The organism is Streptomyces sp. O3 (genome assembly GCF_054788135.1).
Genome location: NZ_JBTVYK010000041.1, coordinates 16259 through 31121, shown reverse-complemented (window position 1 = coordinate 31121; position 14863 = coordinate 16259). Strand labels below are relative to the sequence as shown.

The 14863-nt window shown below is 71.6% G+C and carries 13 protein-coding genes and 1 pseudogene; 7 read left to right on the top strand and 7 right to left on the bottom strand.

The features are described from left to right. Positions 1–69 precede the first annotated feature (69 nt). Complete coding sequence (locus tag ACX6XY_RS20910; RefSeq protein WP_460332773.1) at positions 70–1017, top strand: methyltransferase domain-containing protein; 948 nt, start codon at positions 70–72, stop codon at positions 1015–1017. Here the strand turns inward: ACX6XY_RS20910 and ACX6XY_RS20905 are convergent. Together ACX6XY_RS20905 and ACX6XY_RS20900 are read right to left on the bottom strand one after the other, a co-directional pair. Beyond that, positions 1006–1962 carry a carbohydrate kinase family protein gene (locus ACX6XY_RS20905; protein WP_460332771.1) on the bottom strand — a complete coding sequence of 319 codons (957 nt, stop codon included), beginning with the start codon at positions 1960–1962 and terminating at the stop codon, positions 1006–1008. The genes ACX6XY_RS20910 and ACX6XY_RS20905 overlap by 12 nt on opposite strands. Further along, complete coding sequence (locus ACX6XY_RS20900) at positions 1959–2879, bottom strand: pseudouridine-5'-phosphate glycosidase (protein ID WP_460332836.1); 921 nt, start codon at positions 2877–2879, stop codon at positions 1959–1961. Before ACX6XY_RS20900 ends, ACX6XY_RS20905 begins: the two co-directional genes overlap by 4 nt. Positions 2880–3012: 133 nt before the next feature. On the opposite strand from ACX6XY_RS20900, the gene ACX6XY_RS20895 reads away from it, so the two are divergent. Further along, complete coding sequence (locus ACX6XY_RS20895; protein ID WP_460332769.1) at positions 3013–3414, top strand: cupin domain-containing protein; 402 nt, start codon at positions 3013–3015, stop codon at positions 3412–3414. A 22-nt stretch (positions 3415–3436) separates the two neighbouring features. On the opposite strand, the gene ACX6XY_RS20890 is transcribed toward ACX6XY_RS20895, so the two are convergent. Together ACX6XY_RS20890 and ACX6XY_RS20885 are read right to left on the bottom strand one after the other, a co-directional pair. Continuing rightward, on the bottom strand, positions 3437–4027 hold the full coding sequence (locus ACX6XY_RS20890; RefSeq protein WP_460332767.1) for a methylated-DNA--[protein]-cysteine S-methyltransferase: 591 nt from the start codon (positions 4025–4027) through the stop codon (positions 3437–3439). Positions 4028–4093: 66 nt separating this feature from the next. Then, a complete protein-coding gene (locus ACX6XY_RS20885) occupies positions 4094–4969 on the bottom strand; it encodes a glycerophosphodiester phosphodiesterase (protein WP_460332765.1) in 876 nt (291 codons plus the stop codon). Between the two features lie 225 nt (positions 4970–5194). Here ACX6XY_RS20885 and ACX6XY_RS20880 point away from each other — a divergent pair, with 225 nt between their 5' ends. The 5 genes and pseudogenes from ACX6XY_RS20880 to ACX6XY_RS20860 all read left to right on the top strand — a co-directional run bounded on the left by ACX6XY_RS20880 (position 5195) and on the right by ACX6XY_RS20860 (position 12302). Then, complete coding sequence (locus ACX6XY_RS20880; RefSeq protein WP_460332763.1) at positions 5195–6013, top strand: MHYT domain-containing protein; 819 nt, start codon at positions 5195–5197, stop codon at positions 6011–6013. Positions 6014–6097: 84 nt separating this feature from the next. After that, positions 6098–8236 (top strand): excinuclease ABC subunit UvrB, encoded by a 2139-nt coding sequence (gene uvrB, locus ACX6XY_RS20875; RefSeq protein WP_460332761.1) that lies wholly within the window; start codon positions 6098–6100, stop codon positions 8234–8236. 135 nt (positions 8237–8371) lie between these two features. Beyond that, positions 8372–8950: pseudogene (locus ACX6XY_RS20870) on the top strand (TerD family protein). A 139-nt stretch (positions 8951–9089) separates the two neighbouring features. Continuing rightward, positions 9090–11123, top strand: a complete 2034-nt coding sequence (locus ACX6XY_RS20865) for a TerD family protein (RefSeq protein ID WP_460332759.1) — start codon at positions 9090–9092, stop codon at positions 11121–11123. Between the two features lie 201 nt (positions 11124–11324). Further along, positions 11325–12302 (top strand): TerC/Alx family metal homeostasis membrane protein, encoded by a 978-nt coding sequence (locus ACX6XY_RS20860; RefSeq protein WP_460332757.1) that lies wholly within the window; start codon positions 11325–11327, stop codon positions 12300–12302. On the opposite strand, the gene ACX6XY_RS20855 is transcribed toward ACX6XY_RS20860, so the two are convergent. The 3 genes from ACX6XY_RS20855 to ACX6XY_RS20845 all read right to left on the bottom strand — a co-directional run bounded on the left by ACX6XY_RS20855 (position 12286) and on the right by ACX6XY_RS20845 (position 14847). Next, positions 12286–13332, bottom strand: coding sequence for a S66 family peptidase (locus ACX6XY_RS20855; RefSeq protein ID WP_460332755.1), 1047 nt, complete (start codon positions 13330–13332; stop codon positions 12286–12288). The genes ACX6XY_RS20860 and ACX6XY_RS20855 overlap by 17 nt on opposite strands. A gap of 161 nt (positions 13333–13493) precedes the next feature. Next, positions 13494–14150, bottom strand: coding sequence for an MBL fold metallo-hydrolase (locus ACX6XY_RS20850; protein ID WP_460332753.1), 657 nt, complete (start codon positions 14148–14150; stop codon positions 13494–13496). A 10-nt stretch (positions 14151–14160) separates the two neighbouring features. After that, positions 14161–14847, bottom strand: coding sequence for a maleylpyruvate isomerase family mycothiol-dependent enzyme (locus ACX6XY_RS20845; protein WP_460332751.1), 687 nt, complete (start codon positions 14845–14847; stop codon positions 14161–14163). Between the last annotated feature and the right edge of the window lie 16 nt (positions 14848–14863).

The window sequence follows — 14863 nt, the reverse complement described above, 5'->3', positions numbered from 1 at the left end:
GGCCGCGCGAGGAGGAGCTGGCCCGGCCCCGCGCACGGCGCGGCGGCGGGGTGTGTCCGTTGGGCGCGTGTGCCGCGCGCCCAACGGAAGAGACATGACCGCGAGAAGGAATGGCCGCGAGCCGTATCCCGCGCGCTTGATCCCCCTGGGGAACCCGCATCCCTAATCCCAGGGAATAATCCGGGCAACTGGGATGATCGCGGCATGACGCGAATCGACGGGCATCTCCTGGACCCTCGGCAGTCCGAGGCCGGGCAGCGCGGTGACGCGCTCCCGGACCTCTTCGACACGACGACCTTCCGGCATCTCGAACGGCTCGGGGTCGGACCCGGCTGGCGCTGCTGGGAAGTCGGCGCGGGCGGTGTCTCCGTACTCGCCTGGCTGGCCAAGCGGGTGGGCCCGACCGGACGCGTCCTGGCCACCGACGTCGACACCGCGTGGGTCGAGTCGGCCGCACGGCCGCCGGTCGAGGTGCTCAGGCACGACGTGGGCGCCGAGGCGGCGCCGGGCGAGGGCTTCGACCTGGTGCACGCCCGGTTCGTGCTGGCCGACGCCGCTGAGCGGGAGTCCGCCCTGCGGTCGATGGTCAGGGCACTGCGGCCGGGCGGGCGGCTCCTCGTAGAGGAGACCGACGCGACCCTGCAGCCGCTGAACTGCCCCGACGAGTACGGCTCCGCCCAGCGGCTGGCCAACCGGCTGGGCGAGGGCCGCCGCGCGCTGCTCGACGAGGACGGCGCCGACGTGTCGTACGGCCGCAAGCTGCCGCGGCTGCTTCGCGGCGCGGGCCTGACGCGGGTCGAGGCCGACGTGTACTTCCCGCTGGGCGCGGACGCGTGCGCCGCGCTGGAGACCGCCCGGATGAACCGGGTGCGCGGGCGTCTGGTGGCCTCCGGGCTCGCCACGGACGCCGACATCGACCTGCATCTGGAGCATGTGGCCAGCGGTGCGCTGGACCTCTCCCCGGCACCGGTGGTCTCGGCCTGGGGCCGGGGCCCCGAGGCGCGCTCAGACGGTTGACGGTGGCGTGTCGGCGGACGGCGGCGCGTCGGCAGGCGCGGGCATCCTTGGCGGGCGTGCGCCGACGCGGGCGACCGCCTGAGCGCCCGCCCGGCAGCCCTCGGCCGCGGCCGCCGTATCCGTCGTGCCCGCGAGCAGCGCGGCCAGGAAAGCGCCGGTGAAGGCGTCACCCGCGCCCGTGGTGTCCAAGGCACGCGCGGGCCTCGGCGGGATGTGTCGCGGCGCCCCGCCCGCGCGTGCGACCAGGGCGCCCGCCGCGCCCTGCTTGGCCACCACGAGGGGGAACTGCCCGCTCAGCTTGGCGGCGGCCTCCGAGGGATCCGTGAGACCGGTGAGCACGGCCGCCTCGTCGCGGTTGGGAAGCAGCACGTCCGCGCCGGCGGCCACCGCCAGGAACGGCGCCACGCCCAGATCGGCGAGGAACCCCGCCGACGCCGGGTCGACGCTCACCGGCACGCCACGCGCGCGTGCCGTCGAGAGCGCCAGCCGGGCCAGCGACCGGCTCGGCTCGGCGAAGAAGAGGTAGCCCGACAGATGCAGCCGCCCCACACCGTCGAGCAGCGCGGGCGACCAGTCGTCGGGCGACAGCCGCAGCACGGCGCCGCTGTCGGTCAGGAACGTACGCTCCGCGTCGGCGTCCACCAGGCAGATCACGGTGCCGGTCGACGCCTGTGGATCGACGACGAGGCGCGCACGCACCCCCGCGTCGGCCAGCGCCCGCTCGTGCCACGCCGCGGAGTCAGCGCCGACCCGCGCCAGCAGCCGTACCTCGGAGCAGCCCGTGTACGCGGCCCAGCAGGCGGCGTTGGCGCCCGCGCCGCCGGGCAGGGCGCGGATGTCCGCGGCCGTGTCGGTGCCGGGCGCCAGCGGCGTGCGGTGGCGCGCCACCACATCGGTGACCACGTCGCCGACGACCAGCAGCGCGCCGCCCGCCCGCGCGTTCACGCGGCCGACCGTACGGCCGCCGACCACGCTGCCGCGATCCGCGCCGCCAGCCGCACGTTACCGCGCACGGCCGCCAGATTCGCGTGCAGCGCCGCCCCCTCGGTGTGCCGCACCAGATAGTCGAGCAGGAACGGTGTGACGCCCTGCCCCGTGACGCCGCGCTCCGCGCACGCGTGCAGCGCGGCGTCCAGTACGCGCGAGTGGAGCGCGGGATCGAGCTGCTCGGACACGGGGACGGGGTTGGCGACGACGAGCGCGGACGGCGGACCGCCGAGCGCGTCCTGGGCCCGCAGCACCGCCGCGACCTCGGCGGGCGAGCGCAGCGTCCAGTCCACCGGTTGCCCCGAGTCGGCGAGGTAGAAGCCCGGAAACCGGTCCGTGCCGTACCCGGCGACCGCCACGCCCAGCGTCTCCAGACGCTGCAGCGTCGCCGGGACGTCCAGGATCGACTTGACGCCCGCGCACACCACCGCCACTTTGGTACGGGCCAGTAGGCCCAGGTCCGCCGACTCGTCCTGCGTCGTGGTCCACTCCCGGTGCACCCCGCCCAGACCGCCGGTCGCGAACACCCGGATGCCCGCGCGGGCCGCGAGGAACGCCGTGGCCGACACGGTCGTCGCCCCGCTCGCGCCGGTCGCCAGCGCGAGCGCCAGGTCGCGGTGGCCCAGCTTGCGCAGCCCGTCCTCGCCCGCGACCCGCTCCAGCTGCCGCTTGTCGAGCCCGACCCTGGCCTGGCCGTCCAGCACGGCGATCGTCGCCGGTACGGCACCGTGCGCACGGACGAGCTCCGCCAGCTCCAGCGCTGCCTGGAGGTTGCGGGGGCGTGGCAGACCGTGCGCGATGATCGTCGACTCCAGCGCCACGACGGGCCGCCGCCGCTCGACCGCGTCCCGCACCTCATCGGACACCAGCATCATGCGCGCGCCTCCCGTCGTCACCGCACTCGCTCGTCCCTGTCATCCCTGGCGGTCTCGGCCCGTCGCGAAACCCCCCTGGCGGTACGGGGTCACGTGTCACCACCGAGCTGCCGGTCGATTAGGGTGAGCGGCCATGACAACCGATCAAGCTTCGGCCGGGGCTTCCGCCCCCGCCTCCACCACCTCTGCCGCCATGCCCTCCTTCGCGGTGCGCATCCCCGATGTCGCCCTCGAGCCGGAGCCGCTCACGCCGGACCAGATCGTCTCCGGCGAACCGGAGGTCACCGGGAAGGTGCTGTGGGAGTCGGCGGACGGCCGGCAGCTGCGCGGCATCTGGCAGATCACGCCGGGCGTGGTGACCGACACGGAGGCCAACGAGCTGTTCGTCGTCGTGAGCGGGCGCGCCACAGTGGAGGTCGAGGGCGGGGACACGCTCGAACTGGGCCCCGGCGTCGCCGCGGTGCTGCGCGAAGGCGACCGTACGACGTGGACCGTGCACGAGACGCTGCGCAAGGCGTACCACATCAGCCTCTGACGCCCGGACGGGAGTCCCGCTCTCAGAACAGCGGCTGGGGCAGCACTCCCTCCAGTGCGAGCAGCCGCCGCTTCGTCTCCAGACCGCCGCCGAAGCCGCCGAGTCCGCCGTCGCTCTCCACGACCCGGTGGCACGGCACCACGACCGGCAGCGGGTTGGCGCCCATCGCCGCGCCGACCGCCTGTGCCGCGCCCGGCTGGCCCACCCGCGCGGCCAGGTCGCCGTAGCCGACCACCGCGCCGTAGGGCACACCGCTGGCCAGCTCGCGCAGGACCTGGCGGTTGAAGCCGGAGATCAGGGTCCAGTCCAGGTCGAGTGTGAAGTCCCGCAGCTCACCCGCGAAGTACGCCGCGACCTGACGTATGGGCTCCGCCAGCCGGGCGGAGCCGGGCGCCTCGACGGGCTCGCGGCCCAGCGTCGCCGCGAGCCTGCCCAAGGCCGCGTCGCGCACCGGTCCGTCGGCGTGGAAGACGACATGGACCAGGCCGTCGGCGGTCGCGGCCAGCAGCAGCGGACCGATGTCGCTGCCGACGACGGTCCACTGCGCGCCCCGCGCGCCGATGCCTTGCGCGCCGGTGTCCTGCGTGTCGGTGTCCTGCGTGTCGGTGTTCACAGGGACCACCGTACGACCGGGCACTGACATCCCGGAGCGATCGTGGACGGACCGGCCCCGGCCGGGTCATTCGTCCAGGGCCGCCCGCACGACGTCGGGCCTGTTGGTGATGATGCCGTCCACCCCGAAGCCCGCCGCCCGCCGTGCGTCCGCGGCGTCGTCCACGGTCCAGGCGAGTACCTCCAGCGGCTTTCCGCGGGGGCCCCGCAGCGCCTGGACCGCGGCGACGTAGTCGGCGGAGATCGTGGTGTGCCGGGAGTTGATCTGGTCCGCGAACTCCGCGTAGCCGGGCAGTTCGGCCACCGCCGGGGTGCCCAGAAAGCCGGTCTTGACGTCGGGTCGCTGAGCGCGCACTTTCTTCACGCTGTCCGCGCTGAAACTCTGCACGACCAGCCTGCTCCTGACGTGGTGCGGGGCGAGCCAGCCGGTCTCGCGCAGTACGTCGACGACGTCCTTCTCGATACCGGGGTAGAGCCGCGGCCGCTTGATCTCCAGGACGAGTTTCTGGCGGTTGTGGTGGACGCGGTTCACGTACTGCTCAAGCGTCGGCACGCGCGCGCCCGCGAACTTCACGTCGAACCAGCTGCCCGCGTCCAGCCTGGCGATCTCGGCGGAGGTGAAGTCCGCGACCCTCCAGGGAGCGCGGCCGGGGAAGACGTCCTCCACGTTCGTGGTCCGGGCCAGCGTCGCGTCGTGCATCATGACGAGCTCGCCGTCCTTGGTGCGCTGCACATCGGTCTCGGCCCAGCGGAAGCCCATCTCGGCTGCCCTGTCGAGGGATTCGACGGTGTTCTCGGGCGCGTACGCGGACGCCCCGCGGTGCGCCACGATCAGCGGCCTGTCGGTCGCCGCGGTGCCGGCCTGAGCGTGGGAGGCGGGGAAGACGAGCGCGCCGACTCCCAGAAGCGCTGCGGAAGTTGCTGCGGCAGGGCGTACGTACACCTGGACTCCTCGCGTTGTGTGCTCGCGTACTGATGGAGAGTGACAGTCGCGGGCCAACACGACGCGGGAGAAACATGGCCGCAGATTGAACGGGACGCCCCAGCCCGAAGGTCTGGTCCAGGGGCGTAATAGTCTGTGCCGCAAATCGCTCGTACGTTCTCCGGGGAGCTCTCATCCAGGGTGCACGGGACACTCCGGGCACAACAGGCGGAAGGGCTGCCGCGCATGCAGGGTACGGTCGACGGATTCAGCTATGGGCTGGTGACGCCAGTGGTGGCGTACCTCATGGCGTGCCTGGGCGGCGCACTCGGTCTGCGCTGCACCGCCAGGGCGATCATCGTCTCGACCTCCTGGCGGCCCGGATGGCTCGCCCTCGGCTCCGCCGCGATCGGCTCCGGCATCTGGACCATGCACTTCGTGGCCATGATGGGCTTCACGGTCAAGGAGACCCCGATCCACTACGACGTCCCCATCACCTTCGCGAGCCTGGGAGTCGCGATCGTCATGGTCGGGATCGGGATCTTCATCGTCGGCTACCGGGGCGCGACCGTGATGGCGCTGTTCACCGGCGGCACCATCACCGGGCTCGGGGTCGCCTCGATGCACTACCTGGGCATGGCCGCGATGCGCCTGCGCGGCTCGCTCGAGTACGACACGCTCACCGTCGCCGCGTCCGTGGTGATCGCCATGGTGGCCGCCACCGCGGCCCTGTGGGCGACCGTCCAGGTCCGGGGTTTCGTGTGGAGCCTGGGCGCCAGCCTCGTCATGGGGCTCGCGGTGAGCGGCATGCACTACACGGGCATGGCGGCGCTCAGCGTCCACCTGCACGGGACGGGCGGCTTCGAGCCCGGACACTCACCGACCGAGCTGCTCGCGCCCATGATGATCGGCCCGCTCGGTTTCCTGCTCCTGGCCGGAGTGATCGTGATGTTCGACCCGATGATGGTGATGGGCAGGACGGACTGGGAGCACGCCGCCGGGCGCGCCGGACGCGACCAGACGCGCACCCCGCAGCGGGTGCCCGGATGGCGTCAGGACTGGTGACCCGCCCCTCGGACCGCCCCGCGAGCCTGCCGCGCGGGGCGACCGGGACACCGGTTGTCAGTGGGGAGTCGTACGGTGGGTTCCATGCGGCCCGTATCCCAGATCGAACGCACCGTGGCGCCTTTCGAGGTCGTCAGCCCGTACCAGCCGAGCGGCGACCAGCCAGCGGCCATCGCCGAGCTGGAGCGGCGCATCCGCGCGGGTGAGAAGGACGTCGTCCTGCTCGGCGCGACCGGCACCGGAAAGTCCGCCACCACCGCGTGGATGATCGAGAAGCTGCAGCGCCCCACCCTCGTGATGGCGCCCAACAAGACCCTCGCGGCCCAGCTGGCCAACGAGTTCCGCGAACTCCTGCCGAACAACGCCGTCGAGTACTTCGTCTCGTACTACGACTACTACCAGCCCGAGGCGTACGTCCCGCAGTCGGACACGTACATCGAGAAGGACTCCTCGATCAACGAGGAGGTGGAGCGGCTGCGCCACTCCGCGACGAACTCCCTGCTGACCCGCCGCGACGTCGTCGTGGTCGCCTCGGTCTCCTGCATCTACGGCCTGGGCACCCCGCAGGAGTACGTGGACCGCATGGTGCGGCTCAAGGTCGGCGACGAGATCGACCGCGACCAGCTGCTGCGCCGCTTCGTCGACATCCAGTACACGCGCAACGACCTGGCCTTCACCCGCGGCACCTTCCGGGTGCGCGGCGACACCATCGAGATCTTCCCGGTGTACGAGGAGCTCGCGGTCCGCATCGAGATGTTCGGCGACGAGATCGAGGCGCTGTCCACGCTGCACCCGCTCACCGGCGAGGTCATCAGCGACGACCAGCATCTGTACGTCTTCCCGGCCTCGCACTATGTGGCCGGTCCCGAGCGCCTGGAGAAGGCCGCGACCGGCATCGAGCAGGAGCTCGAACAGCGCCTCGCCGAACTGGAGAAACAGGGCAAGACGCTGGAGGCCCAGCGGCTGCGCATGCGCACCACATACGACCTCGAGATGCTCCGCCAGATCGGCTCCTGCTCCGGTGTCGAGAACTACTCGATGCACTTCGACGGCCGCGAGCCGGGATCCCCGCCGCACACCCTCCTGGACTACTTCCCCGAGGACTTCCTGCTCGTCCTCGACGAGTCCCATGTCACCGTGCCGCAGATCGGCGCCATGTACGAGGGCGACGCCTCCCGTAAGCGGACGCTGGTCGACCACGGCTTCCGGCTGCCGTCCGCACTCGACAACCGCCCGCTGAAGTGGGAGGAGTTCCAGGAGCGGATCGGGCAGACGGTCTATCTGTCGGCCACCCCCGGCGCGTACGAACTCTCCCGCGGCGACGGCCAGGTCGAGCAGATCATCCGGCCCACGGGCCTGGTCGACCCCGAGGTCGTCGTCAAGCCCACCGACGGCCAGATCGACGACCTGGTGCACGAGATCCGCAAGCGCACCGAGAAGGACGAGCGGGTGCTGGTCACCACGCTCACCAAGAAGATGGCCGAAGACCTCACCGACTACTTCCTGGAGCTGGGCATCCAGGTCCGGTACCTGCACAGCGACGTCGACACCCTGCGCCGGGTCGAGCTGCTGCGGGAGCTGCGCGCCGGTGAGTTCGACGTCCTGGTCGGCATCAACCTCCTGCGCGAGGGCCTCGACCTGCCCGAGGTGTCGCTGGTCGCCATCCTCGACGCCGACAAGGAGGGCTTCCTGCGCTCCGGCACGTCACTGATCCAGACCATCGGCCGCGCGGCGCGCAACGTCTCGGGCCAGGTCCATATGTACGCGGACAAGATCACCCCGGCGATGGAGAAGGCCATCGACGAGACCAACCGGCGCCGGGTGAAGCAGGTCGCGTACAACAAGGAGCAGGGCATCGACCCGCAGCCACTCCGGAAGAAGATCAACGACATCGTCGCGACCATCGCACGCGAGGACGTCGACACCGAGGAGCTGCTGGGCAGCGGCTACCGCAAGAGCAAGGACGGCAAGGGCGCCAAGGCCCCGGTACCCGCGCTCGGCGCGGCACAGGGCAAGTCCGCCAAGTCCGCCAAGGGCGGGGCCGCGAAGGAGACCCCCACCGACCGCCCGGCGGCGGAGCTCGCGGGGCAGATCGAGGAGCTGACCGAACGGATGCGGGCCGCCGCGGCCGATCTGCAGTTCGAGATCGCCGCCCGACTGCGGGACGAGGTATCGGAGATGAAGAAGGAGTTGCGGCAGATGAAGGAGGCCGGACTGGCCTGACCGCGCCCGCTCGCTGTGTTGCAAGAACGACACAAAATCGCGGGCTGGGGTACGGCACGGTCCGTGGCACTGCGTAGGGTGACGGGAACCGTACACAAAGACGGTTGTTGGGGATTGTTCGAGAGGGGACAGCGCGTGACGGTCAACATGACCAAGGGTCAGGCCATCAGCCTGGAGAAGAACGACGGGGCCACGCTGACCGCGGTGCGCATGGGCCTCGGCTGGCAGGCGGCTCCGCGGCGTGGCCTGTTCGGCAAGCGGACCCGCGAGATCGACCTTGACGCCTCGGCCGTGCTCTTCGCCGACAAGCAGCCGGTGGACGTGGTGTTCTTCCGCCACCTCGTCAGCGACGACGGCTCGGTCCGGCACACCGGCGACAACCTGGTCGGCGGCGCGGGCCAGGGCGGCGACGACGAGTAGATCCTCGTCGACCTGCAGCGGGTACCGGTCCACATCGACCAGATCGTCTTCACGGTGAACTCCTTCACCGGCCAGACGTTCGAGGAGGTGCAGAACGCCTTCTGCCGCCTCGTCGACGAGACCAACGGCCAGGAGATGGCCCGGTACACGCTGGACGGCGGCGGCCAGTACACCGCGCAGATCATGGCCAAGGTGCACCGCTCCGGCGGGGCGTGGAAGATGACCGCCCTCGGCACTCCAGCCAACGGCCGGACCTTCCAGGACCTGATGCCGACCATCCTGCCGCACCTCTGACTGGGCGGCGCCGCCCAGCGGCGGCCCGCTGGTACGCAGCTCCCGGAAGCAGTGCGACCGGGAGCTGCGCCGCACCACGGCGCCCTCAGACACGGCGTCGCAGTAGCACCGGGGAAGACACCACGAGGGGGAGAAGGCGATGACGGCCGAGCTGGCGAGGGGGCAGAACCACGCCCTGCCGCAGACCCGTCTGGAGATCCGCGTGTCGGCGGGCCGACCGGTTGTCGCGGGCGCCACGCTCAGCGACGAGCAGGGCCGGGTGCGGGGCGCCGAGTGGGTCGCCCATCCCGGCTCGCCCCAGCTCCCCGGACTCGAGGTCTCCCAGCAGGCGGCGGCCGACCACCGGCTCGCCGTCGATCTGGAGGCGCTGCCGACCGCGGTGGACCGCGTCAACGTGCTGCTCGCGTTGCCCGTCGGCGTCGGCGGACCGGACCGCTTCGGAGCGATGGCCGCGCCCTTCGTCGCCGTCACCGGCCTGGACGGCGCCGAAGTCGCCAGCTACACCCTCACCGACCTGGACACCGAGTCCGCCGTCGTCGCCCTTGAGCTGTACCGCCGGCAGGGCGCCTGGAAGGTGCGCGCCGTCGGCCAGGGGTATGCGGGCGGGCTGCCCGACATGCTCAGCGACCAAGGGCTGCCGGGGGCACGCGAGATCGCCGCACACATCCTGGACGCCGTGGCCCGCGGGATGGCCCGCTCAGTTTCGACGCCGCCGCGCACGGCGGACGGCGACCGGGCCCGGCGTACCGCCCCGGCCACCGGGCCGCAGCCGCCCTCCGGCGGCGCGGCGGCACCCCGCCCCACGCCGCCCGAGCCGTCCGCACCCGGCGGCCAGGGCCTCGCCGGACAGGGCGGGGAACCACAGCCGGGCCGCCCCTCACCCGCGGGCCAGCCACAGCCCGGCCAGCCGCAGCATCCCGCCGCGCCCCCGTCCGGCGGCCCCATCGACTACACCCACCCGAAGCGGCGGTCCGCCGCGCCCCCGGAGCCCCCGCCCGCCGCGGCTCCTCAGCCCCCACCCACCGCGCCCCCGTCCCAGCCCCACCAGCCGGTGGCCGGCGACGCTACCGGCTGGGACATGGAGGAGCGGCTCTACAACCAGGTCTGGGGCATGTTTGAAGACCTGGCCCGCAGCGTCGCGGCCTACCGCAGCGCCGTCGACTTCGCCGACTCCCGCCTGGACCGGGAGGTCGACCAGGCACTCGCCGACCCGCGCAGCCGGATCGGCGGTACGGGCGACACCGCCCGCGAGACGGCGCGGGCCAAGCACACCCAACTCCTCGACCAGGCCAGGCAGGTCCTCGACCGCGACCTGGCGCAGCTCAAGGCCGAGGCCGATGTCATCGAGCCAGCCCTGCCCCCGGCCTACGCCGCCTGGGACAACCCGGCCTGGCACGCCTACCGCGTCCCGTTCGAGGTCCCGATGGCCCTGCGGCTCGGCGACCTCCGGCTGCCCGAGAGCCCCGAGCTGCGGATTCCGCTGCTCGTCCGGCTACCGCTTGAGCGCGGTCTGTGGATCGACAGCGGCCGCTCCCAGTCGGCCGACTCGTTCGCCGACTCCGGCGAGCTGCGCCGACTCGCGATGGACGCCGCAGTGGCGCACGCCGCGCGGCTGATCGCGGCGTACCCGGTCGGCGGGTTCACCGTGCACGTGGTCGATCCGGCCGGCTCCGCCGCCTCCTCGCTCGCCCCGCTGGTGGACGCGGGCGTGCTGGCCGGGCCGCCGGCCGCCGGTGCGGCCGGGGTGATGGAGGTGCTGGCACGGCTCACCCAGCGCGTCGACTTGGTGCAGATGGCGATCCGCGGAGGAGCGGCGGACTCGCTGCCGCCCGGCCTGGACACCGCGGAGCAACTGCTGATCGTCAACGACTTCCCGCACGGCTTCGACGACCGCGCCGTGACCCAGCTGCGCTATCTGGCCGACGAGGGCCCGGCCGTCGGCGTCCACCTGATGATGGTCGCGGACCGCGAGGACGCCGCACAGTTCGGCCCGGTGCTCGATCCGCTGTGGCGCTCGCTGCTGCGGCTCACGCCGGTCCCTGACGAGCATCTGGCCGACCCCTGGGTCGGGCATGCCTGGACCTATGAGCCCGCGCTCGTGCCGCCCGGCAGCGGCGTCCTGCGGCAGGTACTCGGGCAGGTGATGGCCGCGCGCCGCGCGTGGCTCCGCTGACCAGCTCTTTTGGTGAGGGCTTTACCTTTCTTTGGGTTTTCGCGTACTCTTTTCCGTGCGGAGGGGAGTACTCCCTGCTGCGACGTTCCCGTCAGTACGAACCCGTGGGGTTCCGGGGCGTCGGCCCGGTGACACGGGTGGAAGAGACCTCCGGCAGCGACGCCGCTGACTGATGTGCCGTTACGTACTGCCGGAGGCGCAGTGAATGTTTCCCTGACCCTGTGGGTCCTGACGATCGTGGGCCTGATGGCCCTCATCGCCGTCGATTTCTTCATCGGCCGCAAGCCGCACGAGGTGTCACTCAAGGAAGCCGGAATCTGGACCGTCGTCTGGATCGTCCTGGCGGCCCTGTTCGGGCTCGGCCTGTTCCTCTTCGGGGGCGGCGAGCCCGCCGGAGAGTTCTTCGCCGGGTTCATCACCGAGAAGTCGCTGAGCGTCGACAACCTCTTCGTCTTCGTACTGATCATGGCGAAGTTCTCGGTTCCGGCCCAGTACCAGCAGCGGGTCCTGCTGGTCGGAGTCCTGATAGCCCTGGTGCTCCGCGCGATCTTCATCGCCGCCGGAGCGGCGATCATCGCCAACTTCTCGTGGGTGTTCTACCTCTTCGGCGCCTTCCTGATCTGGACCGCCTGGAAGCTCATCCAGGAGGCCAGGGCCGAGGAGAACGACGAGGAGTACGAGGAGAACCGCCTGCTCAAGGCGGCGGAGCAGCGCTTCGGCGTGGCCGACCGCTACCACGGCACCAAGCTGTGGATCGAGCAGAACGGCCGCCGCGTGATGACCCCGATGCTGGTCGTCATGCTGGCGATCGGCACCACCGACGTACTCTTCGCTCTCGACTCCATCCCCGCGATCTTCGGCCTCACCCAGGACCCGTACATCGTCTTCACCGCCAACGCCTTCGCCCTGATGGGCCTGCGGCAGCTGTACTTCCTCATCGGCGGCCTGCTCAAGAAGCTGGTCCACCTGAGTTACGGCCTGTCGGTGATCCTCGGCTTCATCGGCGTCAAGCTGGTGCTGCACGCCCTGCACGAGTCCGGGGTGCATGTCCCGGTGATCTCGATCCCGGTCTCGCTGGGCGTCATCTGCGCGGTGCTGATCGTCACGACGGTCACCAGCCTGCTGGCCGCCAGGAAGCAGGCGGATTCCGACCGAGGGCCCGTCAATACCGCACGGTGATCCGCCGCGCGGGCCCGTCCACCCGCACCGTGCCGCCGTACGGGATCACCAGCTGCGGGTCGGTGTGCCCGAAGTCGACGTCGAAGACGGCCAAGGTCTCTGGGGCGTATGCCGCCAGAGCGCGCTGTACGGCCTCGCGCTGTACGCGCGCGTACGCGGCCTTGGCCGCCGCGTCCTGGGGCCTGTCGAACGACCAGGCCTTGGCGCGGCCCATCAGCAGGGCGGGGAAGCGCCGCAGCAGGCCGCGCTCGCCCATGTTCCGCAGGATCCTGAAGACCTCGTCACCCGTGGGCAGTTCCTCCGACGTCTCCAGAAGCAGCACGCAACCGTCGTACGCGTCGAGGTCGCGCTGGATCTCCCGGTCCGCCATCAGCATCCAGGACAGAATCTCCAGATTGCCGCCCCAGGAGCGGCCCTCCACCACGCGTTCGGGCCCGTGCCAGATCCAGCCGCCGCCCGGCTCGGTCAGCGGAGCGCTCTCGAACGTGGCCGGGTCCGCCCAGTCACGGTCGACGTCACGGAAGCGTTCCGCGGCCCGCAGCTCGTACTCCCCAGAGGTGAACAGCGCGGCCCGCAGCGACTCCTCGGTCAGCGGGTCCATCGCGCCGGGCCTGCCCAGCTCGCACATCACGCTGCCGCCGTGGAAGCCGACGACACCGGTGTTCCAGAGATAGGCCAGCAGGTTGACGTTGTCGCTGTAGCCGAAGAACGGCTTCGGATGGGCCCGGATCAGCTCCCGGTCGAGCAGCTGCAGAACGGTGATCTGGTCGTCGCCGCCGATGCTCGCGATCACCGCCGTGATCTCCGGGTCGGCGAACGCCGCGTGGATGTCGTCGGCCCGCTGCCGCGGGGTCGACCCCATCTTCCGGGTCGCCGGGTACTCGACCGGCTCCAGCCCGAAGACCTCGCGGAGCCGGGTGAGCCCGAGCTCGTACGGCAGTGGGAAGAGACCGGGGAGCCCGCTGGACGGGGAGACGACGGCGATCCGGTCGCCGGGAGACGGCTTGGGCGGGTACACGGGAGTCGGCATGCCCGCAGCCTAGGACGAGGAACCCGCCCGCCGCCTGGGGTTTTCCCCGCCCGCCCACGAGGCCGCCCCGGCCGTCACCGCCGATTGTCAGTGGCGGGTGCCACGCTTGCCGTATGAACTTCCTCGGAGGGTCACCCGACAGGTCAGGCGGGCCGGACAGATCACCAGCCGCGCTCGCGCCACTCCGCCAGATGCGGACGCTCGGCGCCGAGCGTGGTGTCGTTGCCGTGGCCCGGATAGACCCAGGTCTCGTCGGGCAGCGCCGCGAAGATCTTCGCCTCGACGTCGTCGACGAGGCGCGCGAACGCCTTCGGGTCGCCCCACGTGTTGCCCACGCCGCCCGGAAAGAGGCAGTCGCCCGTGAAGACATGCGGATGGCCGTGCGGGTCGTCGAAGACCAGGGCGATGGAGCCTGGCGTGTGCCCCACCAGGTGACGGGCGGTCAGCTCGACCCGGCCCACCCGTACGGTGTCGCCGTCCTCGACGAGGACGTCGGTCGGCACCGGAATGCCGTCGGCGTCGTGCCGCCCCGCGTAGGTGCGCGCCCCGGTCGCGTCCACGACCTCGCGCAGCGCCCCCCAGTGGTCGCCGTGCCGGTGCGTGGTGACCACACCGGCGATGCCGCTCTCGCCGATCAGGCTCAGCAGGGTGTGCGGCTCGGCGGCCGCGTCGATCAGCAGCTGCTCGCCGGTGGCCCGGCAGCGCAGCAGATAGGCGTTGTTGTCCATGGCGCCGACCGCGACCTTGGAGATCATCAGGTCGGCCAGCTCGTGGACATCCGCAGGGCCGCCGACCTTCACCGCTCCGCTGTACGTCATGGAAGTCACCCTACAGAGCGGGGAGCACCGGCAGCAGTGTGCCGTCGCACTCGAGTCCCGCGCCCTGGCGTCGGCCCGCGAGCCAGCCGAGCAGGTCGGGTGCGGAACCGATGACGGACACGGGGTCGGCGTCGAGCGTGCCGGTGCGCCACTGCCTGCCGTCGGTCGCGGTGACCAGGATGAGCGGCAGCGCCGCGTTGCCCGCGAAGCGGTCCGCGAGGAAGTCGATCTCACGGCCGGTGAACTCATCAGAGAGGTCCTCCAGCTCGTACCCGATGCCGAGGTCGACATGGTGCAGCTCGACCTCGACCAGACGGCGGAAGGGGATGCGCGACGCCGAGTCGGCGACCCCGTTGCGCAGTTCGACGGTGCGCGACCAGTCGGCGTCCGCGTCGGTCGCCGACTGGAAGCGGGCGGCGCTGTCGCGTACGTCCGCCAGCTGCGCGGCGAGCGGCCGGGGGGCGTCCCGCGCGATGTCCGCGTCGCGGGCCTCGGCGCTGACGTACATGGGGCGTCCGGCGAAGACGTTGACGAGCGCGTCGGCGTTTCGTGCCAGATGGGCCAGGACGTGGCCGCGGGTCCAGCCGGGCAGCCGGGACGGGGCGGCGATGGCCGCGTCGTCGAGCTTGGCCGCCGCGGTGAGCAGCCGGTCGGTCGCTTCGCGTACAAGAACCAGGTCACGCACATGATCACTCATGGCATCGACGATAGCT

What these genes read in the sequence shown, in the direction of transcription:
- ACX6XY_RS20900 (WP_460332836.1), bottom strand. Translation starts at nt 2,879, where the DNA reads ATGATGCTGGTGTCCGATGAGGTGCGGGACGCGGTCGAGCGGCGGCGG.
- ACX6XY_RS20895 (WP_460332769.1), top strand. Translation starts at nt 3,013, where the DNA reads ATGACAACCGATCAAGCTTCGGCCGGGGCTTCCGCCCCCGCCTCCACC.
- ACX6XY_RS20880 (WP_460332763.1), top strand. Translation starts at nt 5,195, where the DNA reads ATGCAGGGTACGGTCGACGGATTCAGCTATGGGCTGGTGACGCCAGTG.
- uvrB (WP_460332761.1), top strand. Translation starts at nt 6,098, where the DNA reads ATGCGGCCCGTATCCCAGATCGAACGCACCGTGGCGCCTTTCGAGGTC.
- ACX6XY_RS20865 (WP_460332759.1), top strand. Translation starts at nt 9,090, where the DNA reads ATGACGGCCGAGCTGGCGAGGGGGCAGAACCACGCCCTGCCGCAGACC.
- ACX6XY_RS20855 (WP_460332755.1), bottom strand. Translation starts at nt 13,332, where the DNA reads ATGCCGACTCCCGTGTACCCGCCCAAGCCGTCTCCCGGCGACCGGATC.
- ACX6XY_RS20850 (WP_460332753.1), bottom strand. Translation starts at nt 14,150, where the DNA reads ATGACGTACAGCGGAGCGGTGAAGGTCGGCGGCCCTGCGGATGTCCAC.
- ACX6XY_RS20845 (WP_460332751.1), bottom strand. Translation starts at nt 14,847, where the DNA reads ATGAGTGATCATGTGCGTGACCTGGTTCTTGTACGCGAAGCGACCGAC.